The sequence below is a fragment of the Candidatus Seongchinamella marina genome, assembly GCF_026262685.1.
In the GTDB taxonomy this organism is placed as follows: domain Bacteria; phylum Pseudomonadota; class Gammaproteobacteria; order Pseudomonadales; family Halieaceae; genus Halioglobus; species Halioglobus marinus.
Genome location: NZ_SHNP01000004.1, coordinates 110,893 through 137,861 on the forward strand (window position 1 = coordinate 110,893; position 26,969 = coordinate 137,861).

Sequence of the window (26,969 nt, forward strand, 5' to 3'; positions counted from 1 at the left end):
TAATATACGCTGATGTTTCCTCCATTTTTGACTCGTTTTTGTGTATGGTAGGGAACCAGATAACGCATTTAGACATAACATGGCTACGAAACCACTGACAACATTAGGCAAAAAGAAGCAACCCGCTGCTGTGGAGACTTCATCTTCTCTTGACGACAAAGTGAAAGCTTTTCTCGAAGCCGGCGGAAAAATAGAGAAAGTCGAGTCTGGAATTAGTGGGCAACCCAGCATGGCACCCCCTAAACCCAAACCGTCCGAATCCAAAGAATCTGAATAAACCGAGGTGATGGCCCCTAAGCTGTTGAGGGGGCTTGTACCCAGGTTTTATCTAACCCTACCTTGCTTCATTTTGCTTCCCGACCTGCACCTCTCGGGATTTCCCGTAGATAAGCCATCACCCACAGGGCCTGTCGTAGAAAATGTACTACGGAGAAAAACTTAACAGCATCAGCCATTTGGTCGGGGCCGTCATTGCACTGATCGCGCTTGGTGCGCTGCTCGCATTGGGCATTCAAACTGGCGACCCTGCGGTCATCGTTGGCTTTACAGCTTTCGGCCTTGCCCTGGTACTGTTGTACACCATGTCAACGCTTTACCACAGCTTCCAGGAACCTCGACTTAAAAAAGCCTTTCAGCTTCTGGATCACATTTCGATCTACCTGCTTATTGCTGGCTCATATACTCCTTTTATGCTGGTCAGCTTGGGCGGCAGTGAAGGAAAGATGATTCTTTCCCTGGTTTGGACACTGGCCATTATCGGAATCCTTTCTGAAGTGTTCTTATCTGGGCGAGTGGTCAAGACGATTCAACTCGTCATTTACCTCAGCATGGGCTGGGCGTGCTCCCTGGAATTCGCCAGTTTAAAAGCAGCCCTGCCTGAAGCGGGTTTCTTTTGGCTGACCGCAGGTGGAATCGCATACACAGCAGGAATTGTATTTTATTTACTCGACAAGATGGATCGACTTGATCACTCCCACGGTATCTGGCATTTTTTTGTTCTTGTCGGTTCTGTCTGTCACCTGATCGCTGTCATTGGCTATGTTCGATAAACGTCGACTAAAGCAAAATTCAGAAAAACAGAGCGGCAGCGGCAGACAAATAATTCCCTCGTGGACTCTTCAGGCAGCATCGTTTACTCCAGCTAACGCACCGGAGCCCACATGCCTAATAGCAACGTAACTTTTATCCAATTAAGTAGAGACCAGGAAAATGACAAACAATGACGTTCTACGCCGCCTGCGCTTTATCTTCGATTTTGACGATGCAAAGATGATTAAAATTTTCGCATTGGCCGGGGCAGAGGTGAGGCGTGGCCATATTATTTCCTGGTTGCTCAAAGAAGATGAAAAATCTTATCAGGAGTGCAATGACAAAATGCTCGCGACTTTCCTCAATGGACTAATCAACGAGAAGCGGGGCAAACGTGATGGTCCGCAGCCCAAGGCTGAACATTCATTGACCAATAACCTCATTTTGAAAAAACTGAAAATCGCCTTGAACCTGCAATCCGACGATATTATTAACATCCTGAATCTTGCCGACTATGAATTGAGCTTATCAGAACTCGGCTCATTTTTTCGAAAGCCAGGGCACCGAAACTATCGACAGTGTAAAGATCAGGTATTACGAAACTTTCTTATGGGCCTGCAGATTCAGCAGCGAGGTCAGAAAGAAAAAAAACCGGATTCCATTTGGCCAAGCAGAAACTGAAGCAAAGGTGGATTCTTGTTTCACTCGCCAGCGAGCAAAGCAACTTGTTTTCCCATACCATTAATCAAGGTACCGTTGATGGTATCGCTTCGTTAGCCGGGCCAACATCGCCGGTCGCGCTGATATGTCGCGGTTTTATTACTGCCCGGACTTTGCCGATAGGATAGTCTGGGCTACAGTAGCGTCATCCTGAGCCACTGAATTAATTATTATGCCCATCAGCAGAAGGACCGTTCTAGGCCTACTTTCCAGTAGTACATTTTTGCTGACCGCAGGCAGCTTGGGCGCTTCCAGCTCACCAGGGCCCACTCTTGCTTTGCGTTTCCCCCAGGGGGTTGCCTCTGCCGATCCGCAGCCTACTGCGGTGATGCTCTGGACGAGGGCTGTGCCCGAGGCTACTGCCGACGAGACAAGTGTCCAGGTACAACTCAGCCTGGACAGTGATTTTTCCACCCTGGTTGCGCAAGAAACGGTTGCTACCAGCCGAGAGCATGATTTCACTATTAGAATCTTGGTTAGGGAGCTCAACCCGGACACACGCTACTACTACCGTTTCGTAGGTGCGAACAGTACCTCTCGTATCGGCCGAACACGCACCGCCCCCGCGCCCGGGCAAGAGCGCAACGTCAACATGGCCTTCGTCAGTTGCCAGAGCTATGAGCAGGCTTACTATGGTTCCTGGGCTCGTATGCTTGCCGATGACAAAGCCAAAAGCGACAGTGAACAGATCGATTTCGTCCTGCATCTGGGGGATTTTATTTATGAACGCAGCTGGCCCAAGCTAGCCAATGACATGCCGGTACCCCGACCGTTGCCCCCATTTCCTGATGGCGTCCAGCAGGACGAGTACAGTTACGCTCTGACTTTGGCTGACTATCGTCACCTGTATAAAACCTATCTAAGCGACCCAAACCTGCAGGAAGCCCGCGCTCGCTGGCCTTTCATATGCACCTGGGACGACCATGAATTTAGCAACGACAGTTACCAGGTTTACACCACATACCGAGAAAGCCCGGTCGCTGAGAGCGAGCGCAAAGTGGCCGCCAACCGCGCTTGGTTCGAGTTTATTCCCGCAGTGCTGGATGAGCTTGAAGAACAACCCGCGCATAACTTTCGCAAACCCAGCACAAATGTCACCAGTTCTAATGATGGCGCTATAGAAAGCCTTTGCATTTACCGCCAACTCAATTGGGGCAAGTACCTGGATATTTTACTGACGGATAGCCGCAGCTACCGCAGCCCTGCTTGTCTGCCAGATGACTTCGCGGAGTCGCTGGGCCTGGTAATGAGCTCAGTACAATTGGTCGAAATGGCCGATGCTGGCGACGAATACAATAACGGCAACCCACCCGCTACCCTGCCCTATGCCGACGGTAACACCCCCAATCCCGGTAAAGGCCGAGCGCCGGGGTCTTTGTTGGGAGAATCGCAACGAGACTGGTTACTGCAGGGACTCTCGTCCGCTGAGGTGCCCTGGAAACTGTGGGCCAATGCCCTACCGATGATCCCCATGCGACTGGATTTATCCACTCTCCCCTTCACCGATTATGAAGACGGCATCTTTCACCTTGATGCCTGGGCCGGTTACCCACACGAGCTCGGCCTGATCATGAAGCAACTGCAGGCAGAGGAAGTCACCGGCGTAGTATCCTTCTCCGGAGACCATCATATGCACGGAGCGGGAGCGCTGCGACACAATGCCAATGATACTGAAGCAAAGCCGGTAGCGGTAGACTTCAGCGTCGCAGGTATCAGCTCCCAACCGATGTTTGAAGAGCTTTATAAAGTCGGCAGTCAATCCCATCCCGATTTCGCGGCATTGGTTTACAGGCTTGAAGAAGGCGAAGTCACTCCGACCTGGAACATGACCATGTTGGACGGTGCTCTGGCCTCATTTGCATATTCTCAAACAGGATTGCGCGCACCTGCCCGATGGCTGGGACCAAACGGTGCGAATCCAGATCTTAAGTACCTCGATAGCACGGCGAATGGCTATGGACTGGCGCAGTTCAGCGCAGAGCACTTGAAGGTATCCATGGTCACAATGGAAAGCCTTCTTTCGCCATTTGAATCAGCACCCCAAATCAAACACATTGCCCACTTCGAGTTACCCATTTGGTCGGCAGCAAACTCGCCTGAGCTCAGCGAACCTGTGTTCGAGGGAGGCGCTTCCTTTCCGTTTACACCGCCTGACCCCGCGGCAACATAAACACCTCATTCCAGCAGACAAGCGAGCACTGACGACCATGCGCCTACCTTACTGCGTTATTCTGTTGGGCTCAGGCAGCAGTGCTCCAAGCCCAGTAAATCCAGCTCCGACAGGGTCAGTTCTCGCCATTGCCCAAGCGCAGGGCCAGCCGCCATTGATAGTGAGCCCACCGAGGTCCTATGCAGCGCTTTAACCCGGTTATCGAAACGACCAAACATTCTTTTGATCTGGTGATAGCGCCCTTCGATCAGGTCCACTTCTGCCTCGTATTGACCAAGAATTCTTAATTCAGCTGGTCGCGTAGTCACACCCTCAAAATCAAAATACATGCCATCGGCAAAAGCCTTCACGTAGCTATCGTCCAGTGCTTTTTCAAGCAGGACCCGATATGTCTTGGCGATATTATTTTGCGGATCAGACAGGGACCTCGACCAACGCCCATCGTTGGTCAACAGCATCAGTCCGGTAGAGTTAAAGTCCAGCCGCCCTACGATATGCAATTCGCTGCTATAGGGCACAGATACCAGATCGATGACTGTTTTGTGCTGCTTGTCCCGGGTGGCGCTAACCACGCCAGACGGTTTGTGAAGCATAACGTAACGTGCCTTATTGGCCTGCAAAACACGCGCATCGAGAGTCACCCGGGTAAAAGGGCCAACAGCCTGGTTGATTGAGTCAGCGGGTCGACCATCAATATGTATTCGTCCCTGCGCCAACAGCAAACGCACCTCTTTCCGATGCACTCCCCCACGTTCACTCACCAAACGATCCAATCTGGTCCGTTGAAGTTTCATCTTAATTTAAAGATGAGCACAGTCATCCCCTTTAGACATCAAACGCGCTACTGCGGCCGCGACAGAACGCAACAGTCGAGTTAATATTGTCTCATCTTTATCAGGCACAAACAGTATGAATACTATAAACGCAGACTTTCGCAGCGACACAGTCAGTCGGCCCTCCCCTGCCATGCGCGAGGTCATGGTAAAAGCCCCGGTCGGCGACGACGTTTTTGGCGACGATCCTACTGTTAATGCGCTGGAGACCTGGACCGCAGAGTTTGCGGGCAAGGAAGCAGCACTTTTTTGTACCTCTGGCACCCAGAGCAACCTGGTGGCCCTGCTGGCCCATTGCCAGAGGGGCGATGAGTACATCGTGGGTCAGGAAGCCCATACCTATAAATACGAAGGCGGTGGCGCTGCTGTATTCGGCGGCATCCAGCCTCAGCCCATAGAATACTCAAATGACTCAACACTGGACCTGAATAAGGTGCGCAGCAAAGTCAAACCAGATGACTTTCATTTTGCACGCTCGCGCCTCTTATGCCTGGAAAACACGCGTTCTGGCGATGTGCTACCGATGGACTATCACTCGCAGGCCGCGAGTCTCTGCAGCGAAACCGGCCTGGCACTGCACCTGGATGGCGCTCGCCTGTTCAACGCCTGCGTCAAGCAGCAGGTGAGCTTACAGGACATCGCACAGCACTATGACTCCATTTCCTTATGCATATCCAAGGGCCTTGGCGCGCCCGCAGGGTCAATTTTGGTGGGCAATGCTGAACTGATCGACCAGGCGCGCCGTTGGCGCAAAATGCTAGGCGGTGGTATGCGCCAAGCCGGCATCATGGCGGCTGCCTGCCAGTATGCGCTGGAGAACAATATTCCGCGGCTGGCGGAGGATCATAAAAACGCCCTGCATCTTGCCAAAGGCCTGGCGTCACTACCCGGAGTGAACTGCGATATTGCAAGAGCGCAAACCAACATGGTGTTCATGACACTTAATGATGCAGCCATCACTGATGGCCTTGTTGCTCGTTTGGCTGACGAAGGTATTGCCGTGCTGGGCGGCGACGTTATGCGACTTGTTACCCACATGGATATTGATCGCAGTGCCGTAGATCGACTAATTAGTGTCTGTGATGCATACCTGCAGGGCATCGGGCAACATTGAAGACCGCTGTGACCAAACATTATTTTGCATCACAGGGCTAGTGGATAAAATCGCCGATTAGCACCTGGTCATGTCCTCAGGAATAACGGTATTCGGATAACCCAAGATCACGTAACACAGCTTCAAGGTGCGCCTTGGCCTCAGGTGTCGGACCGGGATAATCCCCCTCGATTGGTGTATTGCCGATATAGCCCAGATCGTCCGTGCCCTCTGCAGAAGCAAAAAAGGCAATCGTTACCAGTGTTCGCAGGCCGTCAAACACCTTGGCAATGTAGATGTAGCGCAAATCGCTCTCTGCCTCTTCGTAGGCAATCACATCGATAATTTCTAACTGCTGTGCCGATGAGGCCTGGACAAATTTTTTGTCAAAGCGGCGCTGAGACTCCTCGTCTAGCCAGGCTAGACCCGACAGTATCTCTTTGCGGTCTGCCTGGTGGCTAGGATAGGGAGCGCTAACCCACTCATCGATTGCGTCAGGCACGCCCACCTCGGAAGCCGATGGCACGCTCCCCTCTCTGGGAATTAAAATATCGCAGAGCGTTGCGGTCAGGTTGCGCTGGTCCTGAGTCATGGTGAGCGGCCAGGGCGATTGTGGAGGCGATATCAGATTGGGATCTGTGCCATAGCCCTCACCGGTGACAGGCGCAAGTTCGAGGTCGGGCCAACGCCCAGCCACTTTTGCGGCGGAAATCGCCGCCGAATCGCAGCCGCTAATGACGGGTAAGGTAATACCAGCGGACATCACGCCCAGCCATTTCAGGGTTTGACGACGACTTAGCGCGCTTTTATAGGCTGGGGTTGGCTCGTTGATGTCAGGCACCTAAATAATCCCCTGATCGAGTTGGGTGGCCAGCCAGGTCGAATTGCGCATCGCCAGGGTCATGATAGTCAGCGTGCAATTTTTATGAGGATTGGACGCAAACACACCGCCGTCCATCACGAACAGGTTGTCACAATCCCAGGTCTGGCCCCATTGGTTAGTCACCGAGTCCTTTGCCGAATTGCCCATACGTGTCGCACCTACTTCATGGATAATTTCTCCCCCCTTTTTGATGGCGTCTTCGGGAGCAGGTAGCGCGGCGGAAACATCTGCACCCATAGCCTGAAAAATTGCCTGTGCCGTTTTTAAACCATGTGATATTTGGTTCAGTTCATGCTGCGACCATTTCCAGTGAAACTTGGCGACGGGTATGCCCCATTTATCCTTCAGCTGATTGTCTATTTCCATGTAGCAGTGTTCGTTGGGCAACATTTCACCACGCAGAGCCAGACCGATCTTGGCGCCGTAATCGTATTTGGCCTGGCGCTTTAACGCCGCACCGTAACCTTGCAATTTTTCCGGATAAAAAGCCCCCGGAGCCTGAAAACCAGTGCCCATTTCAAAGTGGTAACCGCGCGGAAAATTCAAGTCGCCTCTCGCCTGAGCGCTGTGCCCCCACCAGGGAATAAACAGGTGATTAGCAGTATGCCCGTCTTCGTTATAAATGGGGCGCCCCTTCAAAGCAGGAACCGAAGCACTGAAGCTCATACCCGTGGAATCCATGATATTACGCCCTAACTGCCCACTGGAATTAGCCAGACCGCGCGGGTGATGCTCACTCTTTGAATTCAACATGATGCGCGCCGATTCACAGGCACTGGCAGCTAAAATCGTGACCGGCGCTGGCAGTTCGTTCAGTTCACCTGTTTTCTTGTCAACATAACTAATGGCGTTAACCCGTCCCTTGTCGTCAACGTTTACCGATTTAACCATGGCGTCAGTAACAATCTTCAGCTTGCCTGTTGCGCGGGCCATGGGTAGCAATGACGTCGTGGTCTGGAAAGCGGCACCAATGGAACAACCACGGCCACAGGAGGTAGCATAAAAGCAGGCCGCACGGTCGTCCTTGGGACGCGTAAGCACCGCTCGACGCATGGGGGCTGCAGCGATACCCAGTTTTTTTGCTGCTGCCGCCACCAGTAACTCAGGCACCCTGGGTGTAGGCGGCGGTTGCAACACGCCGGGAGCTGAATCGGGCATATCGTCTAACCCGGTATTGGTTCCACAAACACCTACCAGTTCTTCTGTTTTGTCATACCAGGGAGCGATATCAGCGTATTCAAAAGGCCAGTCTGCGCCCAGACCATCGCGGCTGTAACCCTTAAAATCATGTTCACTAAATCGCAGCGAGTAACGTCCCCAATGGTTGGTTCTTCCTCCCAACATGCGCGCGCGCCACCATTTGAATTCTGAACCTTCACCCGTGGAATAGGGTTCGCCAGGCACCGACCAACCCCCGTCAACAGTGGCATCGTAGTAACCAAAATTTTTGTCGGGAGTGGGAGCACCCATCAGCGGCGCCTCCCTTGGGGTCTGGAACATCGGTGTTTCCTTCACCGGGTCATAGTCGCGACCTGCCTCCAGCATCAGCACTTTCTTGCCTGCCTTGGTCAGCGTATAAGCGGCCATTGCACCACCGGCACCGGAACCAACGACGACGACGTCATAGTCAAAATCAGTCGTCATTGCAGCTCCAGAATCTTGATATTCTTGAATGCGACCGGATCGCTATGATCCTGAAGACCAATATGACCTGACCTGGCTTCAGCAAAACCCTCGAAGTCTCCGAACATCGTACCAATGCTGCTGCTGAACTTGCTAGCCTCAAACAGCGTATTCCAGGTACTGTCAGCGATCGTGACATTCACTGTCTTTACGCCGTTTTGCCAAACTTGCAAAAAGCCATCACGAAACAAAATGCGCACCTGATTCCACTGCCCGGCGGGTTTATGTGAGGACGGATGAGATGCCACCATGTCGTAAAGAGAACCGGACCGATGCGAATCAACTTTTCTGTCAGAGTGTCTTTCATTATCGAGTATCTGTATTTCAGGAGCGTGTGAAAAAATAAACTTGCCCTCTTCATCTACCAGAATAAATATTCCGCTATTGCCACCCTCTGAAATCAGCCACTCAAGTCGCAAGTCGAAGTTACGATACGACTTGTGGGTAAGAATGTCGCCACCCCCGCTTCCCACTAGCTTCATTGTGCCGTTATCAACGACCCACTTTTCGTTCAAGCCATCTTTCTTGAAGTTACGCCAATGACGAATTTCATTGCCATCAAATAGCAGTTCCCAGCCCTCCTCAATCTCAGCTTGGCTAAGTTTGTTGTCGACCCCAAAAGCCCCCGCGCTCGACACTATCAGTAGCAGGGCTGCCAGCTGTGGCAGCAGATCCGAGACTGCGGTTCTCTTTATCCAACACATAGACATCTAACTGCTTCCCATTCTCGCTGGCGGCAATCGAGTCGCCAAGGTCTTTTATCTATTTAGCGGTGAGTCATTCACCTTATGTTATTGGCGGCTTAATGAATACTCTTAATAGTATGGTTAGCAGTGAGCCTGAATTCATCAACCTAGGCAGTTATAGTGCGACCTCAGGGTTACCGCTGACAGCAGTAATGAAAAGCATGCGTTGCTCAGAATTTTAGGTATCTATCGTGGACAAGGTTGGCTCAGAGCGACTCCTGACTAGAGTGCATATCCTCAAAGTAAGCGCGTAAGGTCATGGCTCCATGGGGCGGGCCAACGCCATCAATCTCTCCGGCAGTCACAATAAATTCAGCGAGGTCGCCAAACTGGGCAGACATCAGCGCAATGACTTTAACCAGCCACCTCGCAAGCCACATGGGAATAATGGTTAGCTTAACTGGCTTGCCAGCGACATCAAAAGCCAGCTCTGCGGCTTCCCGCTGGGTCATTGTTTCTGGACCACCGACTTCAACCTCCAACTCAGAACCTTCTGAGATTTGAACGCAGGCCTCGGCGAGATCCTGACCGTGAACGGGGCTCATTTGGTTAAGCCCATCACCGACAAGGTAGACGCGTCCTTTCCGAGCCATGTCGTAAAGCACACCCATATCTGAAAAATAGCCGCAGGGGCGCACCACACGGTACTCCATACTGGCGTGCTGTAGCGCTGCTACTACTTTTTCATGGGCCTGAACGATGGCCAGATCCATAATATTTTCCGCCCCCTGCATAGAAACGTAGGTAAAGCAGCTAACGCCCGCGGACTCACCCAGTTCGATCAGATTTTTATTACATTGATAGTCGACCTGCTCAAAAGTGAGACCATCCCGTTGGCGGGATATACCGACACAGGAAAAGACCAGATCGACCCCATCCATAAGCCCCGCGAGCGTCTCTGGTTGGGTGATCTCGCCAACGAATACTTCGTCCATATCGTCATCGGTAAGGGCGGGGGCAGTAAATGGCCCAACATCGTAGAGACGTTCTTTGCTGCGGGTTAAAACGCGTACCTGGTAACCGGCTTGTTTGAACGCCTTAACAGCGAACTTGCCCAGGTAGCCGGTTGCGCCAGCTACCATCACTCTTTTGCCCATGGTTTCACTCCTTGCTCTTGCCCGCTCCATCGCCGACCGATTAAGTTCATCTGTCATTAAGGTATTTTGCAGCCAGGACACTTCAATGTTATTTTAAACAGTATGTACGGTTTTTTATGTTGGGATTACACTCCAATGTCGCCTGCTTGGCAAGCCGAGCGCAAACTTGGGACAAGTCGGTTAACAAAGCATGACCTCCAAAGGGGCTATGGCCATGAAGAACTACCCTAACAGTCTATCGAACCCCGTCTCGGACTCCGGGTGCCCTTCGACTTTAGGGGAGGTAAACCTATTTGGAAACGGCTGCCAGGAACACTGGTACCAGGCCTACCCTATTCTCCATGAACAAGCTCCAGTAATGACACTGCCCGGAGAGGGCATGGGCGGTATCGGCGATGCTTTTGTGCTTAGCTGCTATGAAGATATCGAGCGGGTAGTCAAAAACCCGGAGCGCTTTACCCCGGTGATGAGCCTGATGGTAGAGGAAATGCAGGCTGCCGTGGACAAAGGCGATACCCCGCAGCAAGACACTTCTCGCTTCGATCTCGCCCTTGACTCTGTGCGCACCCTGCGACCGAACCAGAAGCTGTGGAGAGCACATCGGCAAGAACTCACCGACCCATGGGTCGGGCCCGGAGCCAGACGCCATCGACAGATGATTACCCAGATCGTAGATGAGCTCATCGATGACTGGATAAGCCGGAAGGACGGCGATGGCAAGGGTACGGTCGAATTCATTCAAGAATTCGCACGTCTCTTACCACAAAGGGTCACCGCGCGTATTCTGGGACTGCCGTTCACCGATATCACTCGCCTCGCTAACTGGGGCAGCGCCCAGGTCATGCAATACGTTTATGGTCAGGGCCATCTCAATATTCTTAACGACAGCCAAATGTCGCAGCAGGCAGAAGATTTAAGCGGCTTCGCAGATTATCTGTCTGATCAAGTCGCAAGCAAGCGAGCCAACCCACAAGACGATATGATCAGTGACCTCACCCGAATTCACTATAAAGCACTGGATCGGAAACTAACTGACGGTGAAGTCTATGGGATCGTGTATTTCATGGTGCTGGGCGGTCTTGAAACTACTCAATACGCGCTGGAACAGCAAGCGCAGTTGCTGTGTGACCAACCCGGGCTCTTTGCCACCCTGAAGGCCAATCCAGAAAAAATCAGAGCCTTTACCGAAGAAGCCATGCGACTGCGCGCACCTACCCAGGGCCTCTCTACAAGATTAACGACACAACAAGAGATATTCCAGGGCGTAGAAGTACCAGCAGGCTCAGTTCTTCATTTGCGCTTTGCGGCTGGTAATGTAGACCCGAAACATTACGAATGTCCCTATGAACTGAACCTCGAGCGCAAGTCCCTGGGTAATCACCTCACTTTCTCGCAGGGACCGCGGACCTGTCCCGGCGCCGGAATTTCAAGACAGGAACAGCTGATCGCCTGGGAACGACTGCTCGAACGACTGTCCAGTCTGGAATACGGCGAGGGTAATACTTTCGAGCACCAGCCGGGAATCATGCTGGGAACCCTGACACTCAATCTCAAGTTCCGTGCCGAACCGCGGTAGTCCGGCATCGGCCTCCAGTCCTTCACCCGTTAACCATTCGGAGCAACAATACAATGAGCACTTTGCTGGCAAAAATAAAAATCCACCCAGGCAAAGAGAACACATTTGAAGCTGTAATGCAGACAATGTATCAGGCAACTCATAGCACCGAGGACCAGGTGATTCGCTATGAATACTGGCGCGGTTGCGAACCTGGCTTTTATTACTGCCTACTTTCTTTTGCCACCACGGTCGATTTCTGGCGACACCAGGCCAGCGATCACCACGAAGGTGAGATGCAGCGATTTGTCGATTGTATCGCCGAGCTCGACCTGGAGACCGTCGATCCGGTGCAGGGGGCGTCTCCTCTCCCGGCAACCCAAGTGGGAACACTGGACCGTGGGGCATCGCTGCAACTCGCAGATCAAGCCGAGCAGTTTCCCGTCTCACTAGCCCAATGGTGGCTGGCCCATCGCAGTTAAATCGCAAGGCCAGCACAGACTCTGACTCTGACTCTGCAATGGCTTGTAATTACGCTGACAGGTAGTCACTATGCCTGAGAGGCATATTTTCAAATAATAAAAGACAAGGACCTAACCACGGTGCCAGAAAACACAAGTTCACTGCTGCATCATCGCACTGTCTTTGATGACTGGCGTTCCATAACAGTTGCGATATACATGGCCCTGGTAGGTTATGGTGTGATGGTTGGTATCCCTGTCATTAGCACTGCCTGGGTGTCACTACTTGGGTACTCAGAAGTTCAGGTTGGCCGCATAGCAGGCGCGGATCTTGGAGGGTTTTCACTGGGCGCAATTCTGGTGTCACTGGTCGTCGCGCGGGTAAACCGGCGCTTGATTGTTCTGGCCGCCGGGACCGTAGCTGTAGGCGCAAACGCATTTTGCATGGTGACGACCAGCTACGAAGATACCCTGTGGCTAAGAGCGATGGCGGGCATCGGCAGCGGAGCTTGCACCGCGGTGGCAATCGCAACCCTGGCGGGAACATCTAAACCCGCCCGGGCCTTCAACATTCTGCTGTTTGCCTTCGCTTTTTCACAGGGCGGAGAGCTCTACTTACTGCCCAAACTCAGTATGAATCAAATTTACCTGTTCTTTATTGGCACCACGGTGCTGAGTCTACTGCTACTGCCCTGGTTACCTCCGCGGCCGGTAGCAACAAGCCTCGATATCGAAATTGACGAACAAGCGCAAAGCGGCGCGCATTACACCGCTTACCTGCATGTTCCTTCTTACATACCCTGGCTAGTATTAGCGGCTGTGTTGTTTACCTATCTAAATATTGGCGCCTACTGGACTTACATTGAACTGGCCAGTCTAAACTCTGAGGCATCCCCGCAATGGGTGAGCCAGCTACTCGTTTACACCTCTGTATTCTCGGTCATTGGCTGCGCCTGCGCGACCGTCATCAGCAACCGTTTCGGCCTGGCAAAACCATTGCTGGTGACCCTGATTGTGCAGGCCATTATTGTCTTAATGTTGGCAAACGGAATTAATAACACCAATGTAATGATCAGCATGTTCACTTTTAATTTTTGCTGGATTTTCGTTGATGTTTACCAGCTTGCGACCATTGCAAATATCGATCACTCAGGACGATTTGCGGCCCTTATGCCCGGCGCTCAGGGCCTTGGCCAGATCATCGGCCCCAACATGGCGGCTTCCATCCTCGCCCTGGGACTGGGTTACGGGGGGATATTCGTTATGTGCGCCTGCGCATCCATTATCGCTTTCGCAATATACCTGCTCATGTATCTGAGATTGCGGAAACTTACTCCGGCGCTGGCGGATGCGTCCTGAGGCGCTAAGTTGCTTCGGTTAGGCTCAAGGCTCAAGGCTCCAGAGCTCGTTTTATCTTCAACAGCAGCACGGAGGTATGGCTACGCGTAGTCGGATCAACCGCAGAGCGACCTTTGAGCATTTCCTGAATATTAACAACCTGTCCCAGCGCTGAAGCCTGCGCCATATTGGAATGGCCAGTCTCACTAGACTCAGAAATAATAGCCAATAACTGATTGAGATACTCGCCCTGTAACTGCTGACGCAGTGAGTTGACCGATGTAGCGAGATCTGCATCAAAGATCGCCGCCGTTAAGTCACGCAGCATGTCAGCAAGGCCATACTCGTTACCATACATCTGAGAGTCGACAATACGGAGCATCACTTTAGGGTGCAAAAGATGATCCAAAGCCAGTTTTTGCTGCTGCAGGACCCGGCTGTGAAGTTGAGCCTCCTGAGGTTTTTTATAAAAGCCGCTACCGCGCCTCGTCTGTAACAGATGCTGATAGAACTCAGGACTGAACGAAAATGCTGTAGGCGAGAAAATGTCATCCTCTAGCAATGCCATCGCCTCCCTTTGACGCATCAGCGGCACCGGCCGAAGTGGCAGTTCAGACCCTATTTGACCTTGAAAAGACTTATCGACGAATATGCCGCCTATCCAACGCGAAGCGATCATGCCCTGATTTCCAATTTCTGCCGTCAGCCGGCCATAGGCGTCATACACCTCTTGCCAACTGGTATCTTCTTGAGCGAGTCGACCCATCAATTTGGCTTCAGTCGCATAGGCGAGCGCAATCATACCCCTACCTGCGGCCACTGGATCAGCACTGGAATCGTACCTGAGCACTCGCGGATCAATGCCCAGTGCCGAATCATTCATCGTTTCGGCATCCATTGAAAATGCATGACCAGGAAGCGTCGATCTCGATAAAATCGTAGCAAGACGGTTTGCTTCTTGTTCTGGGTTATCAAGAGGCTCACTGTAGCCGAACTCGATAGCCCAGCGATCATAGATACCAACATTATCAGAAAAATACCGACCCTGAGCTCGTCCGGGTGGTGCCAGGTTAGCCGGCGTATAGTCCATTACCGAGCTCGACACACCTCTCTCAGTAGTGAGTTGCTCATCTTGAAGTTGCTCCGGCGTCAAATAGGTGCTGGCGATAAAGTTGTGATTCAGCCCCAAGGTATGTCCGACTTCATGCATTACCAGGTCTACAACAGATTGCCGAATGAATTCAGAATCTTCATTGAACGTGTCATTGCTGGCTAGCGCGGCGAACGCCCCGTTTTGACCTCGCAGGGCACCCAAGTCGCAATGGTGCGATGTGTTTTTAGGCCGGCTTTCTCTATCGATATATATACGATCGCGCCGGTTGTATGCGTTCAACCAACCAAACTCGAGCATAATATCGCTTCCCAGCACTTCACCTGTGCGTGGGTTGGTAAATGCAGGGCCGTAACCTCCCCAAGGCGATTCACTAGAGGCAGTCCAGCGAAGCACGTTATAGCGAATGTCTTCGGCATCCCATTCGGCATCATCAGGTTGCACCTTTACTGCTATAGCATCTATGAAACCTGCAATTTCAAAGGCTTGATTCCAGGCCAGAACACCGGCGGCTACGGCGTCACGAAACGCTTTAGGCGTAGTGTTTTCAAGCCAGAATACGATGGGTTCTTCTGGCTCTGATAGCGCCGACCCGGCGTCTTTCTTGACCAAACGCCAACGCTGAATCGGATCGCGCCAGGGCGTAGCACTAAAGCTGGTCATGTCTGTAACCTGACTAGTAAAAAAGCCAACTCTCGGGTCAGCCAACCGAGGGGTGAAGTCGTCGTCCGGCATCGCCAGAAAATTGTGCTGAAGAACGAACGTTACGATTCGGGGATCGACCGAGCTTGAACCGGGAGCAACCAGTGGAGCGGGATCCTCAAATACGTAACTTGCAGTTACCAGACTGTTTTGCGGATAGGAACGGATGTCACGTATGCTACTTTTTTCAACTTTAAATTCACCAAGGACAAAGCCCGCTCCTGGTTGGTCCGTAGGGTTAAGCGCTGGTTTGATGGGCGTTAAGGCTTCACTGATAATGACCGGATCAATTTTGGCGAGAAGTCGCCCACTCTCTGCATCCTCTGCAACAATTTCCGCGACCGCCAACAGCGCCGGCTGAATATTTGCATTTGCCGACCTGAATAATTCAGAGTCGGGGTCATGATAGTAATTCACATTGACCTTTAAAAACTCGATATTTTTGAACTGCCTACGCAGCTTGAGTACGACCGCATCGAGATGAACCCCACGCGAGGCCCAGTTACTTGAAATACCGTCTAAAAACTTCGCTGCATAGATAAACTCGGTACCTAATTGATCAGGTTCCAACGCAAGATACGTTTCCCCGGTCGCACGATCGCGGTAAAAGTCGAAGAAGCCCTCGATATGTTCACTGCGCTCAATAATTTGGTCATAGGACAGCACTGCATCTGCACTGACCGGAGGACTCTTGCCACTACACGCGCTTAGCAGACACGCCAACAGCAGTAATATTGAAAATTTTCTGTTTAGTCCGTCCATGGTGTCCTCTGATGGGTGCCTGATATTGACATCGCCTAAGTCTTTGGGTTCTGGTCACTCTTTGCGACTGCTTTTCTAGGCAATCCTATTCATATTTGCAGAGATATGCGCTTTCTCGGGCCACTCGCAGTTCAAAGCGTTCGCCTGACTCGACCGTAAATGTCTCACCGTTCGTAACAACAAGCCAGTCCATCGATCCGGGGAGTTTGACCCGCAGTTTCCCTTCTACTACGGTCATGTACTCTCTTTGACTGGTCTCGAAAGTGTATTCACCCGGGGCCATCACGCCAATGGTGGCAGGTAGATCGCCGCCGTTTACCGCGATCGACTTCACTTTGCCATCAAAATACTCATTGACCATTAACACGCTGGCGCACCTCCGTTGAAAAACCGGGATTTTACACCAATCGAACGCCCAAAACCGCGATTGGAGGCAGATCACAAAGCTTTTTCAGCGCCCGCTAAAAAAACAACGGCAAGATAGAGCGGCATCGTCACAATTACTGTGGTAGAATCGCGCGCCCGCTGAGAAACCCTTTAGTTTTTAGCCTGTTACGAACTATCAACCCGCCTTCTTGCGCGCCCTTTCGGGACGTAAGGTTGGACACTCTCGTCTCAGGCAGGCCATTTCGAATGCGCTCTACAAAGATGTAGCCAGGTCTAGCCACCGACAGGGTCGGGGCTGCGGGTATTGAATATTACCGCCAACAGCGGATTAAGACAAAACACAGGAGAAACTGAATGCTCACCACCAAAAATCTTGAAAAACTGATCGAACTGGAAGACAAGCTCAGAACTGAGTACCAGAGCCAGCTGGACGCAAAAACAGCGGAAATCGATACGCTGACCAAAGAAAAAGAACAGCAAAAAGAACGTTTAGACACTCAGCTGAAAGAGATTTCCACGTTGTCGACAAGTGCCACAGCGAATAAGCACACCGAACAACTGAATCGCGAGCTAACCAGCCGTGGTGAAAACCTTCAGGAAGAAGTGACAACCCTAAAGAAGCGCGTCAAGTCACTGCAAAAGGATCTTGCTCAAGAGCGCGACGAGCTCAAGGCCCTGAAGCAGTTCGACCCGAAGAAAATGAAGAAGAACCTGGACGCAAACAAGAAAAAGCTGGCCGAGAAGACCAAGTCGGCAGACGCATTGCAGAAATCGCTCGCCAAAAGCAAATCTGAATGTGCCGAACAGAAGCGCGCCATCGAGGAACTCGAAGCCAAACTGGCTGAGCTGGAAACCGATCTGGATGACGACGAAAACAGCGAAGCCGAGGCAGCATAGGCTCAAAATGCGCGATGTCCTGATAAACCACGAACCGGTTGAACTCTACAAGATTCTCAAGTTTGAGGGTCTTGTAGCCAGTGGCGGTGCTGCCAAATCCGCCATTGACGGTCGCGAGGTCACGGTCAACGGCACAACTGAAACTCGCAGGCGAAGAAAAATATTGGCCGGTGATACGATTAGCTTCAATGGCGAATCTTTGCGGGTCTCACTCGCCTAGGCTGGACTTACAATAGGCCTGCAACGCCTATCAATCCGCTCTATACTGCGTCCTGTCTCTCATCAGGATGCCAGCATAATGAGCAACCCCCTTCTCATTCCAACACCGTCGCATGGCGTACCCAACTTTCCCGCAATCAAACCAGGGGACTTCGCCAGCGCCTTCGACGCCGCTTTTACGGCACATGACCTTGAAATAACTGCCATCATCGACCACCCGGAACCGGCGGACTTTAGCAATACCATTGAAGCCCTGGAACGAGCGGGCGCATTGCTCGACAGCGTCAGTTCGATATTTTTCAACCTTATTTCTGCGCATACCAATGATGCCCTGCAGGCCCTGGACCTCGATATCGCTCCACGCTGTGCTTTGCACGATAGCCGAATTTTCGCCAATCCCGTCCTCTTCGCAAAAGTCGAGAAAGTCAATTCGAGCGAACTGCAACTGACCGGTGAGCAAAGCCTGTTGCTGGAAAACACTTATCGACACTTCATACGCGCAGGTGCAGCCTTGGAAGAGGACGGGCGTCAACGCATGGAACAGATCAGCGAACATCTCGCGCTATTGACCACTCAGTTCAGCCAGAACGTATTGGCCGATACCAACGATTACCAGCTACTGCTGGAGGAGGAGCAACTGGACGGACTCCCACAATTTGTGCGATCAGCCGCTCGCAAAGAAGCTGAGTCCCGCGACTATCCAGGGCAATATCTGTTCACGCTGTCCCGGTCTTCGATTACGCCTTTCTTACAATATTGCGAGCGCCGCGAACTGCGCGAAGCAATCTATAAAGCCTATACAGAGTGTGGACAGAGTAAGACTGATAACCACGCTATCATCCAGAAAATTATTGCCCTGCGGTCAGAGCGTGCAAAGTTGCTTGGCTATGCCAGCCACGCGGATTTTATGCTGGATGACCGCATGGCAAAAACACCCTCGAACGTAATGGCGCTGTTGAATCAGGTATGGGAACCCTGTCACCGTAAGGTTGACGAGGAGTCTCAAGACCTGCAAACGCTTATCGACAAAGAAGATACCCCTTTCACGCTGGCGGGTTGGGACTGGTTCTATTACACCGAAAAACTCAGACAACAGCGTTACGACCTTGATGACAATGAACTCATGCCCTACTTTCAGCTGGAGAGAGTGCGCGATGGAGCGTTCGAGGTAGCGCGAAAACTCTACGGCATCAGCTTCCAGCCGCGCACCGACCTCCCTCTCTATCACCCGGATATGCAAGCCTTTGAAGCTCACGAAGCTGATGGTTCCAGCATTGGCATTTTCCTGTTTGACTTTTATATGCGCCCTTCCAAACGCAGCGGAGCCTGGATGTCCACCTACCGCAATCAGTCGAACCTGGATGCCCATGTAGCACCCGTTATCGTTAATTGCTGCAACTTCCCTCACGCTGATCCCTGTTTGTTAAGCCTGGATGAAGTCCGCACCTTGTTTCACGAGTTTGGGCACGGGCTGCATGGCTTACTTTCCAATGTGCGCTATGAGAGCCTCAGCGGTACTGAAGTGAAGCAGGATTTTGTTGAACTCCCATCACAAATCATGGAGCACTGGGCGATAGAACCAGACGTCTTACGCAGCTACGCGAGACACTTTGAAACGGACGAAGTTATCCCTGAAGAGCTCATCACGCGGCTGCGGGCTGCTTCGAAGTTCAATACCGGTTTCGCAACCACAGAATATCTAGCAGCCTGTTTCCTGGATATGGCGTGGCACGGAGAGAATGCGACAGACATTGAAGACGTTCCTGCTTTTGAGGAAGCGATTGCCCATCAAATTGGCAACACAACGGTGGTCGATCCTCGTTACAAGTCTTCCTATTTTCAGCACATTTTCTCGGACGACCACTACTCTGCAGGCTACTACGTTTACATATGGGCCGAAGTATTGGATGCGGATGCGTTTGAGGCATTTAAAGAAAATGGACTGTTCGATCCAGCAACAGCAAAGGCCTTTCGGCAAAATATTCTCGAGCGAGGCGGTTCTGCGGACCCCATGGCGCTTTACCGTGCATTTCGCGGCCGTGATCCTGAGGTGCAGGCACTATTGCGTAACAGAGGGCTTAACTGACACCGGCCCAGCTGCCCTTATCGGGCAACATCAGCCGTAATTGAGCACCCCGTCATCCAGGTCGCCTTCCTCAAAAAATGATTTTTCTACGCTCAGAATCTGAGGATTTGTCCAGGGAGCTTCAGGGCCCTGCTTCGGAAACAGGTGCTCGCTCCTGGTGATATAGCCCGCTGGGAAACCATCTATCCATGGGCGAGGCTCCATCCCAGAATCTTCAGGGCGCAGCGTAGGCGTTACGCTCTCTCTATGTTTGCTATCCATGTGGTTTAACAGGCGGCACACAAAACCAGCGATCAAGTCGGCGCGCAGTGTCCACGAGGCGTTAATATAGCCAAAGGTACTCACCAAATTGGGCACCCCGGAATACATTAGCCCACGGTAATACCAGGTATTGCTAAAGTCGACTGGTATTCCATCAACACTGAAGTCAACCTTGCCCAAGCGAGTCAGATTAAGGCCTGTTGCGGTCACAATAATGTCAGCTGGCAATTCCTCACCTGACTTCAGCACAATTCCACGGGGTGTAAAGTGGTCAATCTCATCGGTGGCAATACTTGCCTTACCTTCGCGCAAGGCAACGAAGAGATCACTATCAGGCACCAGGCAAACTCGCTGATCCCAAGGGTTGTAATTGGGGGTGAGATGAGTATCGACATCATAATCGGGCCCCACCTCCTTGCGGATCATCTTCAATAACTTTTTCTTGGTAAATTCGGGACGAGTTCTAGTCAGATGGTACAAACGCTGCTGGAATTGAACATTTTTCCAACGGGCAAACCGGTAAGCCCAGGCGGCAGGCAGGAATTTGCGAAGCGTTAGCGCGAGCCTGTCTTTAGCAGGCTTGGAGACTATCCAGGTAGGAGAGCGCTGCAGCATGGTCACCGATTTGGCCTTGTCCACCATGGCTGGCACCAGGGTTACTGCGGTTGCGCCAGAGCCAATAATTACGACTTGTTTACCGGTGTAGTCCAGATTCTCGGGCCAGTGCTGGGGGTGGACAATTTCACCATCGAAAGAAGATTCTTCAGTAAATTCCGGACGAAAACCGCGATCGTAGTCATAATATCCAGAGCACATATAGAGAAATTTGGCATGGCATTGAACCGTTTCTCCATCGTTCAATTGGGCGATCACCGTCCAGTGCGACTGCTCTTTGCACCAGTTCGCACTCAGTACCTTGTGGCCAAACTGAATGTGTTTATCGATGCCGTGCTCGGTGGCTGTTTCAGTGACGTAGGATCGAATAGCCGTCCCATCCGCCAAACTCTTGCCCCCTTCCCATGGCTTGAATTCATAGCCAAGAGTGTACATATCGCTATCAGAACGAATACCCGGGTAACGAAATAAATCCCAGGTACCGCCTATTGCATCACGCCCCTCAAAAATCGAGTAAGACTTTTCCGGACAACGCTCTTGCAAAAATACCGCGGCTCCGATGCCAGACAAACCAGCCCCGACTATGAGTACATCTACACTTTTAATTGGCATACATCAGTCACTTAGATATCAGTAGTTAGTCAGCAAGGCGCGCATTACGCTCGAACAGTTCTCCGCCATGGCTTATCTGCGCATCTGGTTTTGCTTGAATTCGCGCCGGATCGCCCTAAGCAGATAGTTTGGTCTGTTTCACTTGCGGGACCGGATTCGCTATATTTTCACCCAGGACAATAGCATATAGGTTACCGATTCGAGCTTCAATTGTGGCCCTGTTAGCGCCTGTAAGCTCAGCTGTTCTGTGCTCATTGGTACACCTCGCTAGCCTATTTGCTGCGCATTGCATCGGCATGGCAAACTGGCTGGACTCCTGAAACTGACAAACGAACATAAATAATGCAAAAAACAGCCTGTTTGATCGGTCTTTTTTCAACACTGATGCTCGCTTGCTCCAATGAACTGCGGTCCAACGAATCTGCCAACACAACCGAAGAGGCGCTGCTCATTCACTGTGGCAGCCTGATCAACGGACTGGACGAGCAAGTCAGAACAAGGCAGATAGTCACTATTAAAAGCGGTCGAATTACTGGCATCGAGCCGGCGAGCGACACCACGGGAACTGCGACGCTCGATCTGCAGGAATATACCTGTCTACCTGGAATGATCGACACCCACGTCCATTTGGACATGTACCCTGAGGACGCAGAAGACTACCGCATTTATCTGAAGCGCACGCCCGAAGACACTCGAGCAATTGCCCTGGACAACGCCCGTATTACGCTTGAAGCGGGCTTCACCAGCGTCCGTCACATTGGCAGTTACCTGGCCTGGGTAGATCGGGACACCAAGGCGAGCATTGAGTCCGGGCAAGCCATAGGTCCGCGAATACAGGTGGCGGGCTTTTATCTCACCATCCCCCACGGCGGTGGCGACCTCACCATACCGGGTGTTGATGATGATGACATACCAGACTATTACCGCATGGGAGTCGCCCGCGGCCCCGAGGCTTACCGTGAGAAGACCCAGGAGTTAATAGATGGTGGAGCAGAGGTCATTAAAGTCATAGCCTCCGGCGCTGTATTCGGGTTCGGTGGCAAGGTGACAGAACCAGAGATGAGCGAAGAAGAAATCCGGGCAGTAGTTGAAATAGCGCACGCAGCTGGACGCAGGGTGACAGCTCATGCCCACGGTGCGCGCTCCATTAAGCAAGCGATACGCGCCGGCGTCGATAGCATCGAGCATGCTTCTCTGGCAGACCCGGAAGCAATCGCTATGGCGGTGCAAGAGCAAGTGGCATTCTCAATGGATGTTTACAATGGTGATTATACGGCGGAGGTCGGTGCTATCAACAATTGGCCCCAGGAGTTCATGGAAAAGAACGAACAGACCACGGAAGCTCAGCGCCTGGTATTCGAAAAGGCGGTCATTGCAGGCGTATCTATTCTTTACGGCACTGATGCTGGTGTTGCACCTCACGGGGGTAACGGCCGACAGTTTCGCATCATGGTGGAGCGTGGCATGAATGCCATGCAAGCTATTCAATCAGCGACCTCCCTGGCCGCTGTCCACATGGGTTGGCAAGACGATATCGGAGCCCTGGAAGCTGGCCGCTACGGCGACCTGGTCGCGGTAAAGGGAAACCCCTTAAAGGATATCACCCTACTTGAATCCATTGACGTCGTGGTCAAAGGAGGAAAAATCATTCTTCCAAAGTGCGCTGCCCTGCTCCCACAGGAGTGCCTCGCTGCTCCAGGGCGCTAACCCCTGAATCTGGGCTGCTTGCGCTGTTCAAGGGCGCAGGGAGTGCTCGCAACCACATCGCACCCCATTGATGCTGGGGCATGGGCGTTAACAAATCACTAACGTCCACCACATCGATAAATCCAAGTGAGGGTTGCACGGCAGTGCCACCACCGGCACTTTCATCCCAGCGCGTAAAACTATAATCAGTGGCTTGATGCGATCGATCAAACCGCAACATCAAGAACTCGCCTGCCATGCGCGCTCCACCCCAATCAATAGAGAACAAGTCCACCCCCAGAGGGCCCAGGCTAACACCCAGACTTTTCTCAGAAATTCGCCAGTGCTCCCACGCCATTACATAACCATCGACGATACCGGCAACGCGCTGCGGTGGCCCGAGTTCATCAAGAACCTGCGCCAGTTCTACCTTGCCTGAGACGCGCTCAAGTTGCTGATCGCTCAACGGCGAGCCAAGCTGATAAGACATGCGACTGCAGCCCGCCAGAAGACAACACAGCAGAATTGCACAGCACCGCATATCAGGGATTGCCAGCGGTAACGAATTCGCTGGAGAAATCAGTCAGGCGGTCGTCAGCATCGAAGAAAAAGATCGCTCGATCGTACCGTGTATCAGTCTTGAACTCATTGTAAACAATCAAGATCAAGCCCTTTCCTTCAGTGCGCTCAAACAAGTAATACAAAACAGTTTCGTCCCCTAGGGCGATGACCTGCGATGGAGGACCCAGCGCCTCCAAAATATCCTGGCGACTCGACTCACCGCGCACGAATTCCTGCTGGCTGCCGCCCTGCCACTGCTCCAGCACGCCGCGCTTGTTCTCATATTGCGCGCAGCCACTGGCCAAGACTGTTAACGCTGCAAGTGCGCAACCCACAAAATATTTATTCATAATCGCTCCACACAAGCGTCATAGAAGATTGAAGAGCCGGTAGGCTAACAGGAACCCTGGCGAATTACCCGCCCAGCAGACGAAAAGCGTTATCCGACTCCCAGGGTAAGATCCTGTCAATCTCTGCAGGATATAGACCTGCTGGATTTACTCTCGTCAGCTTGTTTGATTCAGCCGTGGCCGCGGCCCAAAAGTTCATCAGAAAAAACTTCACCCGCAGGATCAACTGCCACCCATGGAAGCCCCAACCTGCTCAACCATTGCAGCGATTCTTCCTGAGGTTTCAGCATCGCCACAGTCGCTGCACTCCCTGCCACCAGACACTGGGGGGCACTCACGCTGACCGCAGCAAATCCCTGCACAGGCCAACCGGTGCGCGGGTTGAGTATATGTCCGTAGCGATTACCCTCAAACTCAATAGCACGCTCGTAATCCCCACTGCTGGCAAGCGCTTGTCCTGACAACTCCAGCGTGGCAGCCGCATGCGCAGGACTGTTGGGGTGGCGAATACCAATCACCCAGGGTTCGCCGTCACCGCGTCCGCCGACACTCGCCATATCTCCCGCGAGATCTACCAGTGCATGATCGATACCCCTATTTCGGAGAATGCCTGCCGCGCTGTCTGTGGCGTATTCCTTTACGCAACCACCGAAGTCCAACTCCATTCCAGCCTCCTGCAGAAAAGCGCTGGTTTTAGTCCACCGTAGTCTCTTCCAGCCAACCTTACGCAAGAGTGATTTAACCAGTTCTGGGTCAGGAATTTTCCCGGAACGGAAGTCCCAGGCTTGTCGTAGTAACCCAGAGGTCAGGTCGAACAGACCAGCACTCTCTCGCCATGCCGTATCAGCGTATGCAAGCAGACCTGCCGTTTCTTTGTCGATCTCCACTGCCTCAACGCCGGCCGCACTGTTAATTGCCGTAGTGACGGAGCCCTCGCGATAACGGCTGTACTTTGACTCCAACCGCCGTACCTCGGCCTCGCAGGCAGCGAGCGCGGCCACAGCAGTTTTCTCATGGGAGGAAATGACATGTATTTTGCAGGGGCCACCCATGGCCTTGAAACTGTGTTCAAAGCTCTGCACTACCCCGAACACCTAGCGGAATCGATAATCCAGGCCAATACTGGTTCGCCAGAAGTCCACTAATGCTGGCGATTCCTCACCACCGTAAATGCCCCACTCATTGTTAGATTGATAACGCTCGGCAGCAAGGTTCAGCCGCCAGTTGCCAATATCGTGACGCAACTTCAGACCCAGGCTGACGGCACCGTAAGCTGAAAGGCGGTAGTCATCTGCGTAGTAGCGCTCGCTGAAATCGACACTATTGGCAAAAAAATCCGCCTCGTCCTGTGTGTGGTAGCGCAAGAAAGGAATAATAGCCGTTCGCCCGCCCACATTTTGGTGCCAGGCGATATCGACAGTGTGGGCGTCTATGCCCCAGTCATCGTTGAAGTAACGATAGTCCACATGCAGCGCCGCATTAGGGGCCACCAGAAACTGGCGGTATCCACCCTGTATAACCCATTCGTTGCGACGGTCGGGGCGTTCATCATTCAGTTTATAGGGATCCGTCAAAAAGCCATCCCGGTAGGTATAGCTCAGGCCAAAGCGAAGTATCGCCCGCTTGCTCACTATTCTACTGACACCTACCCAGGCAGAGCGAATATCTTTTTCGTCTTTTAGGGTACCAGTAGGTGTTACACCCTGGGTTGGCTCAATCTCGTCTGCAGAAGCACTCACTGATGCGCTATAGGTGGACATGCCATCGTCGCTGTCATAAGAGGCATCCACAGCGACCGCATCAGATTCGTAATCGTCTTCATCAGAGCGAGAATAGTTAAACCCCGCGCTGCCTCGGTCGTAGTAGTAGCGGGTGGTCACACTGACTTCAGTGCGGGTATCTTCGATACTCGCTCCGCTCATGACAACCTTGGAATCTCCTTCGGCACTCTCACCAACAAACCAGGGAGAAGCGCCGCTCATATCCTCCCAGGAAACATCAAGTGCAACGGACCAATCGTCAGCCACCGGCGCCAACAGGTGAAACTGGGCAACGTCCACTTCCATGCGTTCGCTACTACCGCCAAAGGTTTTACTGCTTGCAGTGTCGTCTTCATCATAATTACTGTAGCGCAATCCAACCTCAGTAAACTCCGGCGGAGCTTCAGCATTTGCCGCCTGATAAGCCGGAAGCAATAAGGCGCTGGAAGTCAGTGCCAGCAGGGTACTGTTACTCTCGTTCTTATCGCCCGACATTAATTACACCCACATCCGCCACCAGCAGCGCCACCACCGCCACTCGCAGCTTCCTTGCTGTTGTAAAGCTGACCTTTGAGCCGGGCTTCCATCGTATCGGTTTGCCACTGCATCTCCGGTTTTGCCAGAGTGCCGCGCTCCCACGGTGCTACGGTTTCACATCCGCCAAGCATCAGTGCAAGGACTAACAAGCCTAAGAGTTTCATCACTCGGTACTCTCCAGCAGTTGCACAATTTCTTTCCTGAGTTTCTCGCCATCACTGCGCCGGTAACCCTGATGTACGCGTTTCACCACGCCTTCGCGATCCAACAAAAAGCCGGTTGGCATACCAAGAATGCCATAGCGCGCAGGACTGTCGGCATCCGCATCTCTAACCACCGGGTAAGTCACGGGAACTGCGTCGAGGAACGCCAGCGCATCGTCTTCAAACTCATCAACATTAACGGCCAGGACTTCGAAGCCCCGTGGCCCAAGTTCCTGTCGCAATCCCTCCAGTTGGGGGAAAGACAATCTGCAAGGCCCGCACCAGGATGCCCAAAAATCCAGGTAAACCACTTTTCCGCGCAGCGCCTCAAGACTCATGGATTCGTCCGCTTGCGCTCCCAGCAGCGGCAGATTCAGGGCGGGAGCCAACTGGCCCTCCTTCACCGATTCCGCCTGCACTGAAAAGCCCAGCAGTGATAACAGCAATGCTAGCCAATGGCGTTTAAAACTCATCGCTCTACCTCCACCCTGAGCAGCGGCCAGGTAATATAGTCATGATCGTGAAAATACCTCCTAACAGCGTTCGCTGCTGGCACGAAGTCCTGCTGGGGTAACTTCACAACAAAGATTTCAACCTCGGAAGAAATGTCGA

At 52.4% G+C, this 26,969-nt stretch carries 26 protein-coding genes; 12 read left to right on the forward strand and 14 right to left on the reverse strand.

Annotated elements, in window-relative coordinates; translation table 11 throughout:
* Window positions 1-79 precede the first annotated feature (79 nt).
* The 4 genes from EYC87_RS19430 (at window position 80) to EYC87_RS11875 (ending at window position 3,919) form a co-directional block, all read left to right on the forward strand.
* Window positions 80-277, forward strand: coding sequence for a hypothetical protein (locus EYC87_RS19430; RefSeq protein ID WP_007228852.1), 198 nt, complete (start codon window positions 80-82; stop codon window positions 275-277).
* A 142-nt stretch (window positions 278-419) separates the two neighbouring features.
* Window positions 420-1,049 carry a PAQR family membrane homeostasis protein TrhA gene (gene trhA / locus EYC87_RS11865; RefSeq protein WP_279253068.1) on the forward strand — a complete coding sequence of 210 codons (630 nt, stop codon included), beginning with the start codon at window positions 420-422 and terminating at the stop codon, window positions 1,047-1,049.
* 160 nt (window positions 1,050-1,209) lie between these two features.
* Window positions 1,210-1,710, forward strand: a complete 501-nt coding sequence (locus EYC87_RS11870; protein ID WP_279253069.1) for a YehS family protein — start codon at window positions 1,210-1,212, stop codon at window positions 1,708-1,710.
* 211 nt (window positions 1,711-1,921) lie between these two features.
* On the forward strand, window positions 1,922-3,919 hold the full coding sequence (locus EYC87_RS11875; protein WP_279253070.1) for an alkaline phosphatase D family protein: 1,998 nt from the start codon (window positions 1,922-1,924) through the stop codon (window positions 3,917-3,919).
* 56 nt (window positions 3,920-3,975) lie between these two features.
* Here EYC87_RS11875 and EYC87_RS11880 read toward each other — a convergent pair whose 3' ends face one another.
* Complete coding sequence (locus EYC87_RS11880; RefSeq protein WP_279253071.1) at window positions 3,976-4,713, reverse strand: pseudouridine synthase; 738 nt, start codon at window positions 4,711-4,713, stop codon at window positions 3,976-3,978.
* Window positions 4,714-4,828: 115 nt separating this feature from the next.
* Between EYC87_RS11880 and ltaE the strand changes: the two genes are divergently transcribed.
* Window positions 4,829-5,866 carry a low-specificity L-threonine aldolase gene (ltaE, locus tag EYC87_RS11885; RefSeq protein WP_279253072.1) on the forward strand — a complete coding sequence of 346 codons (1,038 nt, stop codon included), beginning with the start codon at window positions 4,829-4,831 and terminating at the stop codon, window positions 5,864-5,866.
* 76 nt (window positions 5,867-5,942) lie between these two features.
* Here ltaE and EYC87_RS11890 read toward each other — a convergent pair whose 3' ends face one another.
* The 4 genes from EYC87_RS11890 to EYC87_RS11905 all read right to left on the reverse strand — a co-directional run bounded on the left by EYC87_RS11890 (window position 5,943) and on the right by EYC87_RS11905 (window position 10,311).
* Window positions 5,943-6,686, reverse strand: coding sequence for a gluconate 2-dehydrogenase subunit 3 family protein (locus EYC87_RS11890; RefSeq protein ID WP_279253073.1), 744 nt, complete (start codon window positions 6,684-6,686; stop codon window positions 5,943-5,945).
* The gene (locus EYC87_RS11895; RefSeq protein ID WP_279253074.1) at window positions 6,687-8,372 is read right to left on the reverse strand and encodes a GMC oxidoreductase; all 1,686 of its coding nucleotides are present in this window, start codon (window positions 8,370-8,372) and stop codon (window positions 6,687-6,689) included.
* Complete coding sequence (locus EYC87_RS11900; RefSeq protein WP_279253075.1) at window positions 8,369-9,121, reverse strand: 3-keto-disaccharide hydrolase; 753 nt, start codon at window positions 9,119-9,121, stop codon at window positions 8,369-8,371. The genes EYC87_RS11895 and EYC87_RS11900 overlap by 4 nt, the downstream gene beginning before the upstream one ends.
* A gap of 242 nt (window positions 9,122-9,363) precedes the next feature.
* Complete coding sequence (locus tag EYC87_RS11905) at window positions 9,364-10,311, reverse strand: SDR family oxidoreductase (RefSeq protein WP_279253076.1); 948 nt, start codon at window positions 10,309-10,311, stop codon at window positions 9,364-9,366.
* 157 nt (window positions 10,312-10,468) lie between these two features.
* On the opposite strand from EYC87_RS11905, the gene EYC87_RS11910 reads away from it, so the two are divergent.
* The 3 genes from EYC87_RS11910 (at window position 10,469) to EYC87_RS11920 (ending at window position 13,629) form a co-directional block, all read left to right on the forward strand.
* Window positions 10,469-11,830: a cytochrome P450 gene (locus EYC87_RS11910; protein ID WP_279253077.1), complete on the forward strand. Its 1,362-nt coding sequence runs from the start codon at window positions 10,469-10,471 to the stop codon at window positions 11,828-11,830.
* 53 nt (window positions 11,831-11,883) lie between these two features.
* A complete protein-coding gene (locus tag EYC87_RS11915; RefSeq protein ID WP_007228912.1) occupies window positions 11,884-12,291 on the forward strand; it encodes a putative quinol monooxygenase in 408 nt (135 codons plus the stop codon).
* Between the two features lie 120 nt (window positions 12,292-12,411).
* Window positions 12,412-13,629: an MFS transporter gene (locus tag EYC87_RS11920; protein WP_279253078.1), complete on the forward strand. Its 1,218-nt coding sequence runs from the start codon at window positions 12,412-12,414 to the stop codon at window positions 13,627-13,629.
* Window positions 13,630-13,660: 31 nt separating this feature from the next.
* On the opposite strand, the gene EYC87_RS11925 is transcribed toward EYC87_RS11920, so the two are convergent.
* Both EYC87_RS11925 and ppnP read right to left on the reverse strand, forming a co-directional pair.
* Complete coding sequence (locus EYC87_RS11925) at window positions 13,661-16,183, reverse strand: zinc-dependent metalloprotease (RefSeq protein WP_279253079.1); 2,523 nt, start codon at window positions 16,181-16,183, stop codon at window positions 13,661-13,663.
* A gap of 85 nt (window positions 16,184-16,268) precedes the next feature.
* Window positions 16,269-16,550: a pyrimidine/purine nucleoside phosphorylase gene (gene ppnP / locus EYC87_RS11930; protein ID WP_279253080.1), complete on the reverse strand. Its 282-nt coding sequence runs from the start codon at window positions 16,548-16,550 to the stop codon at window positions 16,269-16,271.
* 374 nt (window positions 16,551-16,924) lie between these two features.
* Between ppnP and EYC87_RS11935 the strand changes: the two genes are divergently transcribed.
* The 3 genes from EYC87_RS11935 (at window position 16,925) to EYC87_RS11945 (ending at window position 19,772) form a co-directional block, all read left to right on the forward strand.
* Window positions 16,925-17,467 carry a hypothetical protein gene (locus EYC87_RS11935; protein WP_007228735.1) on the forward strand — a complete coding sequence of 181 codons (543 nt, stop codon included), beginning with the start codon at window positions 16,925-16,927 and terminating at the stop codon, window positions 17,465-17,467.
* Between the two features lie 7 nt (window positions 17,468-17,474).
* On the forward strand, window positions 17,475-17,687 hold the full coding sequence (locus tag EYC87_RS11940; RefSeq protein ID WP_007228843.1) for an RNA-binding S4 domain-containing protein: 213 nt from the start codon (window positions 17,475-17,477) through the stop codon (window positions 17,685-17,687).
* A 78-nt stretch (window positions 17,688-17,765) separates the two neighbouring features.
* Window positions 17,766-19,772 carry a M3 family metallopeptidase gene (locus EYC87_RS11945; RefSeq protein WP_279253081.1) on the forward strand — a complete coding sequence of 669 codons (2,007 nt, stop codon included), beginning with the start codon at window positions 17,766-17,768 and terminating at the stop codon, window positions 19,770-19,772.
* 30 nt (window positions 19,773-19,802) lie between these two features.
* Here the strand turns inward: EYC87_RS11945 and EYC87_RS11950 are convergent, their stop codons facing one another.
* Window positions 19,803-21,260, reverse strand: a complete 1,458-nt coding sequence (locus EYC87_RS11950; protein ID WP_279253082.1) for a flavin-containing monooxygenase — start codon at window positions 21,258-21,260, stop codon at window positions 19,803-19,805.
* A 342-nt stretch (window positions 21,261-21,602) separates the two neighbouring features.
* Here EYC87_RS11950 and EYC87_RS11955 point away from each other — a divergent pair, with 342 nt between their 5' ends.
* The gene (locus EYC87_RS11955; RefSeq protein WP_279253083.1) at window positions 21,603-22,967 is read left to right on the forward strand and encodes a metal-dependent hydrolase family protein; all 1,365 of its coding nucleotides are present in this window, start codon (window positions 21,603-21,605) and stop codon (window positions 22,965-22,967) included.
* On the opposite strand, the gene EYC87_RS11960 is transcribed toward EYC87_RS11955, so the two are convergent.
* The 6 genes from EYC87_RS11960 to EYC87_RS11985 form a co-directional block, all read right to left on the reverse strand.
* Window positions 22,906-23,436: a hypothetical protein gene (locus EYC87_RS11960; protein ID WP_157045072.1), complete on the reverse strand. Its 531-nt coding sequence runs from the start codon at window positions 23,434-23,436 to the stop codon at window positions 22,906-22,908. The genes EYC87_RS11955 and EYC87_RS11960 overlap by 62 nt on opposite strands.
* Window positions 23,437-23,488: 52 nt before the next feature.
* Window positions 23,489-23,857 carry a hypothetical protein gene (locus EYC87_RS11965; RefSeq protein WP_279253084.1) on the reverse strand — a complete coding sequence of 123 codons (369 nt, stop codon included), beginning with the start codon at window positions 23,855-23,857 and terminating at the stop codon, window positions 23,489-23,491.
* Between the two features lie 170 nt (window positions 23,858-24,027).
* Window positions 24,028-24,939, reverse strand: coding sequence for an FAD:protein FMN transferase (locus tag EYC87_RS11970; protein ID WP_279253085.1), 912 nt, complete (start codon window positions 24,937-24,939; stop codon window positions 24,028-24,030).
* 12 nt (window positions 24,940-24,951) lie between these two features.
* Window positions 24,952-26,112: a DUF3570 domain-containing protein gene (locus EYC87_RS11975; protein WP_279253086.1), complete on the reverse strand. Its 1,161-nt coding sequence runs from the start codon at window positions 26,110-26,112 to the stop codon at window positions 24,952-24,954.
* A complete protein-coding gene (locus EYC87_RS11980; protein WP_279253372.1) occupies window positions 26,112-26,318 on the reverse strand; it encodes a DUF4266 domain-containing protein in 207 nt (68 codons plus the stop codon). Before EYC87_RS11980 ends, EYC87_RS11975 begins: the two co-directional genes overlap by 1 nt.
* On the reverse strand, window positions 26,318-26,830 hold the full coding sequence (locus tag EYC87_RS11985; RefSeq protein WP_279253087.1) for a TlpA family protein disulfide reductase: 513 nt from the start codon (window positions 26,828-26,830) through the stop codon (window positions 26,318-26,320). The genes EYC87_RS11980 and EYC87_RS11985 overlap by 1 nt, the downstream gene beginning before the upstream one ends.
* Window positions 26,831-26,969 lie beyond the last annotated feature (139 nt).

Bases quoted from the DNA above. Each gene is read 5' to 3' on its own strand.
- EYC87_RS11980 (WP_279253372.1), bottom strand. From the start codon at position 26,318: ATGAAACTCTTAGGCTTGTTAGTCCTTGCACTGATGCTTGGCGGATGT.
- EYC87_RS11900 (WP_279253075.1), bottom strand. From the start codon at position 9,121: ATGTCTATGTGTTGGATAAAGAGAACCGCAGTCTCGGATCTGCTGCCA.
- EYC87_RS11975 (WP_279253086.1), bottom strand. From the start codon at position 26,112: ATGTCGGGCGATAAGAACGAGAGTAACAGTACCCTGCTGGCACTGACT.
- ltaE (WP_279253072.1), top strand. From the start codon at position 4,829: ATGAATACTATAAACGCAGACTTTCGCAGCGACACAGTCAGTCGGCCC.
- EYC87_RS11895 (WP_279253074.1), bottom strand. From the start codon at position 8,372: ATGACGACTGATTTTGACTATGACGTCGTCGTCGTTGGTTCCGGTGCC.
- EYC87_RS11950 (WP_279253082.1), bottom strand. From the start codon at position 21,260: ATGCCAATTAAAAGTGTAGATGTACTCATAGTCGGGGCTGGTTTGTCT.
- EYC87_RS11880 (WP_279253071.1), bottom strand. From the start codon at position 4,713: ATGAAACTTCAACGGACCAGATTGGATCGTTTGGTGAGTGAACGTGGG.
- EYC87_RS19430 (WP_007228852.1), top strand. From the start codon at position 80: ATGGCTACGAAACCACTGACAACATTAGGCAAAAAGAAGCAACCCGCT.
- EYC87_RS11960 (WP_157045072.1), bottom strand. From the start codon at position 23,436: ATGTCTTATCAGCTTGGCTCGCCGTTGAGCGATCAGCAACTTGAGCGC.
- trhA (WP_279253068.1), top strand. From the start codon at position 420: ATGTACTACGGAGAAAAACTTAACAGCATCAGCCATTTGGTCGGGGCC.
- EYC87_RS11955 (WP_279253083.1), top strand. From the start codon at position 21,603: ATGCAAAAAACAGCCTGTTTGATCGGTCTTTTTTCAACACTGATGCTC.
- EYC87_RS11935 (WP_007228735.1), top strand. From the start codon at position 16,925: ATGCTCACCACCAAAAATCTTGAAAAACTGATCGAACTGGAAGACAAG.
- EYC87_RS11875 (WP_279253070.1), top strand. From the start codon at position 1,922: ATGCCCATCAGCAGAAGGACCGTTCTAGGCCTACTTTCCAGTAGTACA.
- EYC87_RS11905 (WP_279253076.1), bottom strand. From the start codon at position 10,311: ATGACAGATGAACTTAATCGGTCGGCGATGGAGCGGGCAAGAGCAAGG.
- EYC87_RS11985 (WP_279253087.1), bottom strand. From the start codon at position 26,830: ATGAGTTTTAAACGCCATTGGCTAGCATTGCTGTTATCACTGCTGGGC.
- EYC87_RS11915 (WP_007228912.1), top strand. From the start codon at position 11,884: ATGAGCACTTTGCTGGCAAAAATAAAAATCCACCCAGGCAAAGAGAAC.
- EYC87_RS11870 (WP_279253069.1), top strand. From the start codon at position 1,210: ATGACAAACAATGACGTTCTACGCCGCCTGCGCTTTATCTTCGATTTT.
- EYC87_RS11910 (WP_279253077.1), top strand. From the start codon at position 10,469: ATGAAGAACTACCCTAACAGTCTATCGAACCCCGTCTCGGACTCCGGG.
- EYC87_RS11925 (WP_279253079.1), bottom strand. From the start codon at position 16,183: ATGGACGGACTAAACAGAAAATTTTCAATATTACTGCTGTTGGCGTGT.
- EYC87_RS11945 (WP_279253081.1), top strand. From the start codon at position 17,766: ATGAGCAACCCCCTTCTCATTCCAACACCGTCGCATGGCGTACCCAAC.
- EYC87_RS11965 (WP_279253084.1), bottom strand. From the start codon at position 23,857: ATGAATAAATATTTTGTGGGTTGCGCACTTGCAGCGTTAACAGTCTTG.
- EYC87_RS11940 (WP_007228843.1), top strand. From the start codon at position 17,475: ATGCGCGATGTCCTGATAAACCACGAACCGGTTGAACTCTACAAGATT.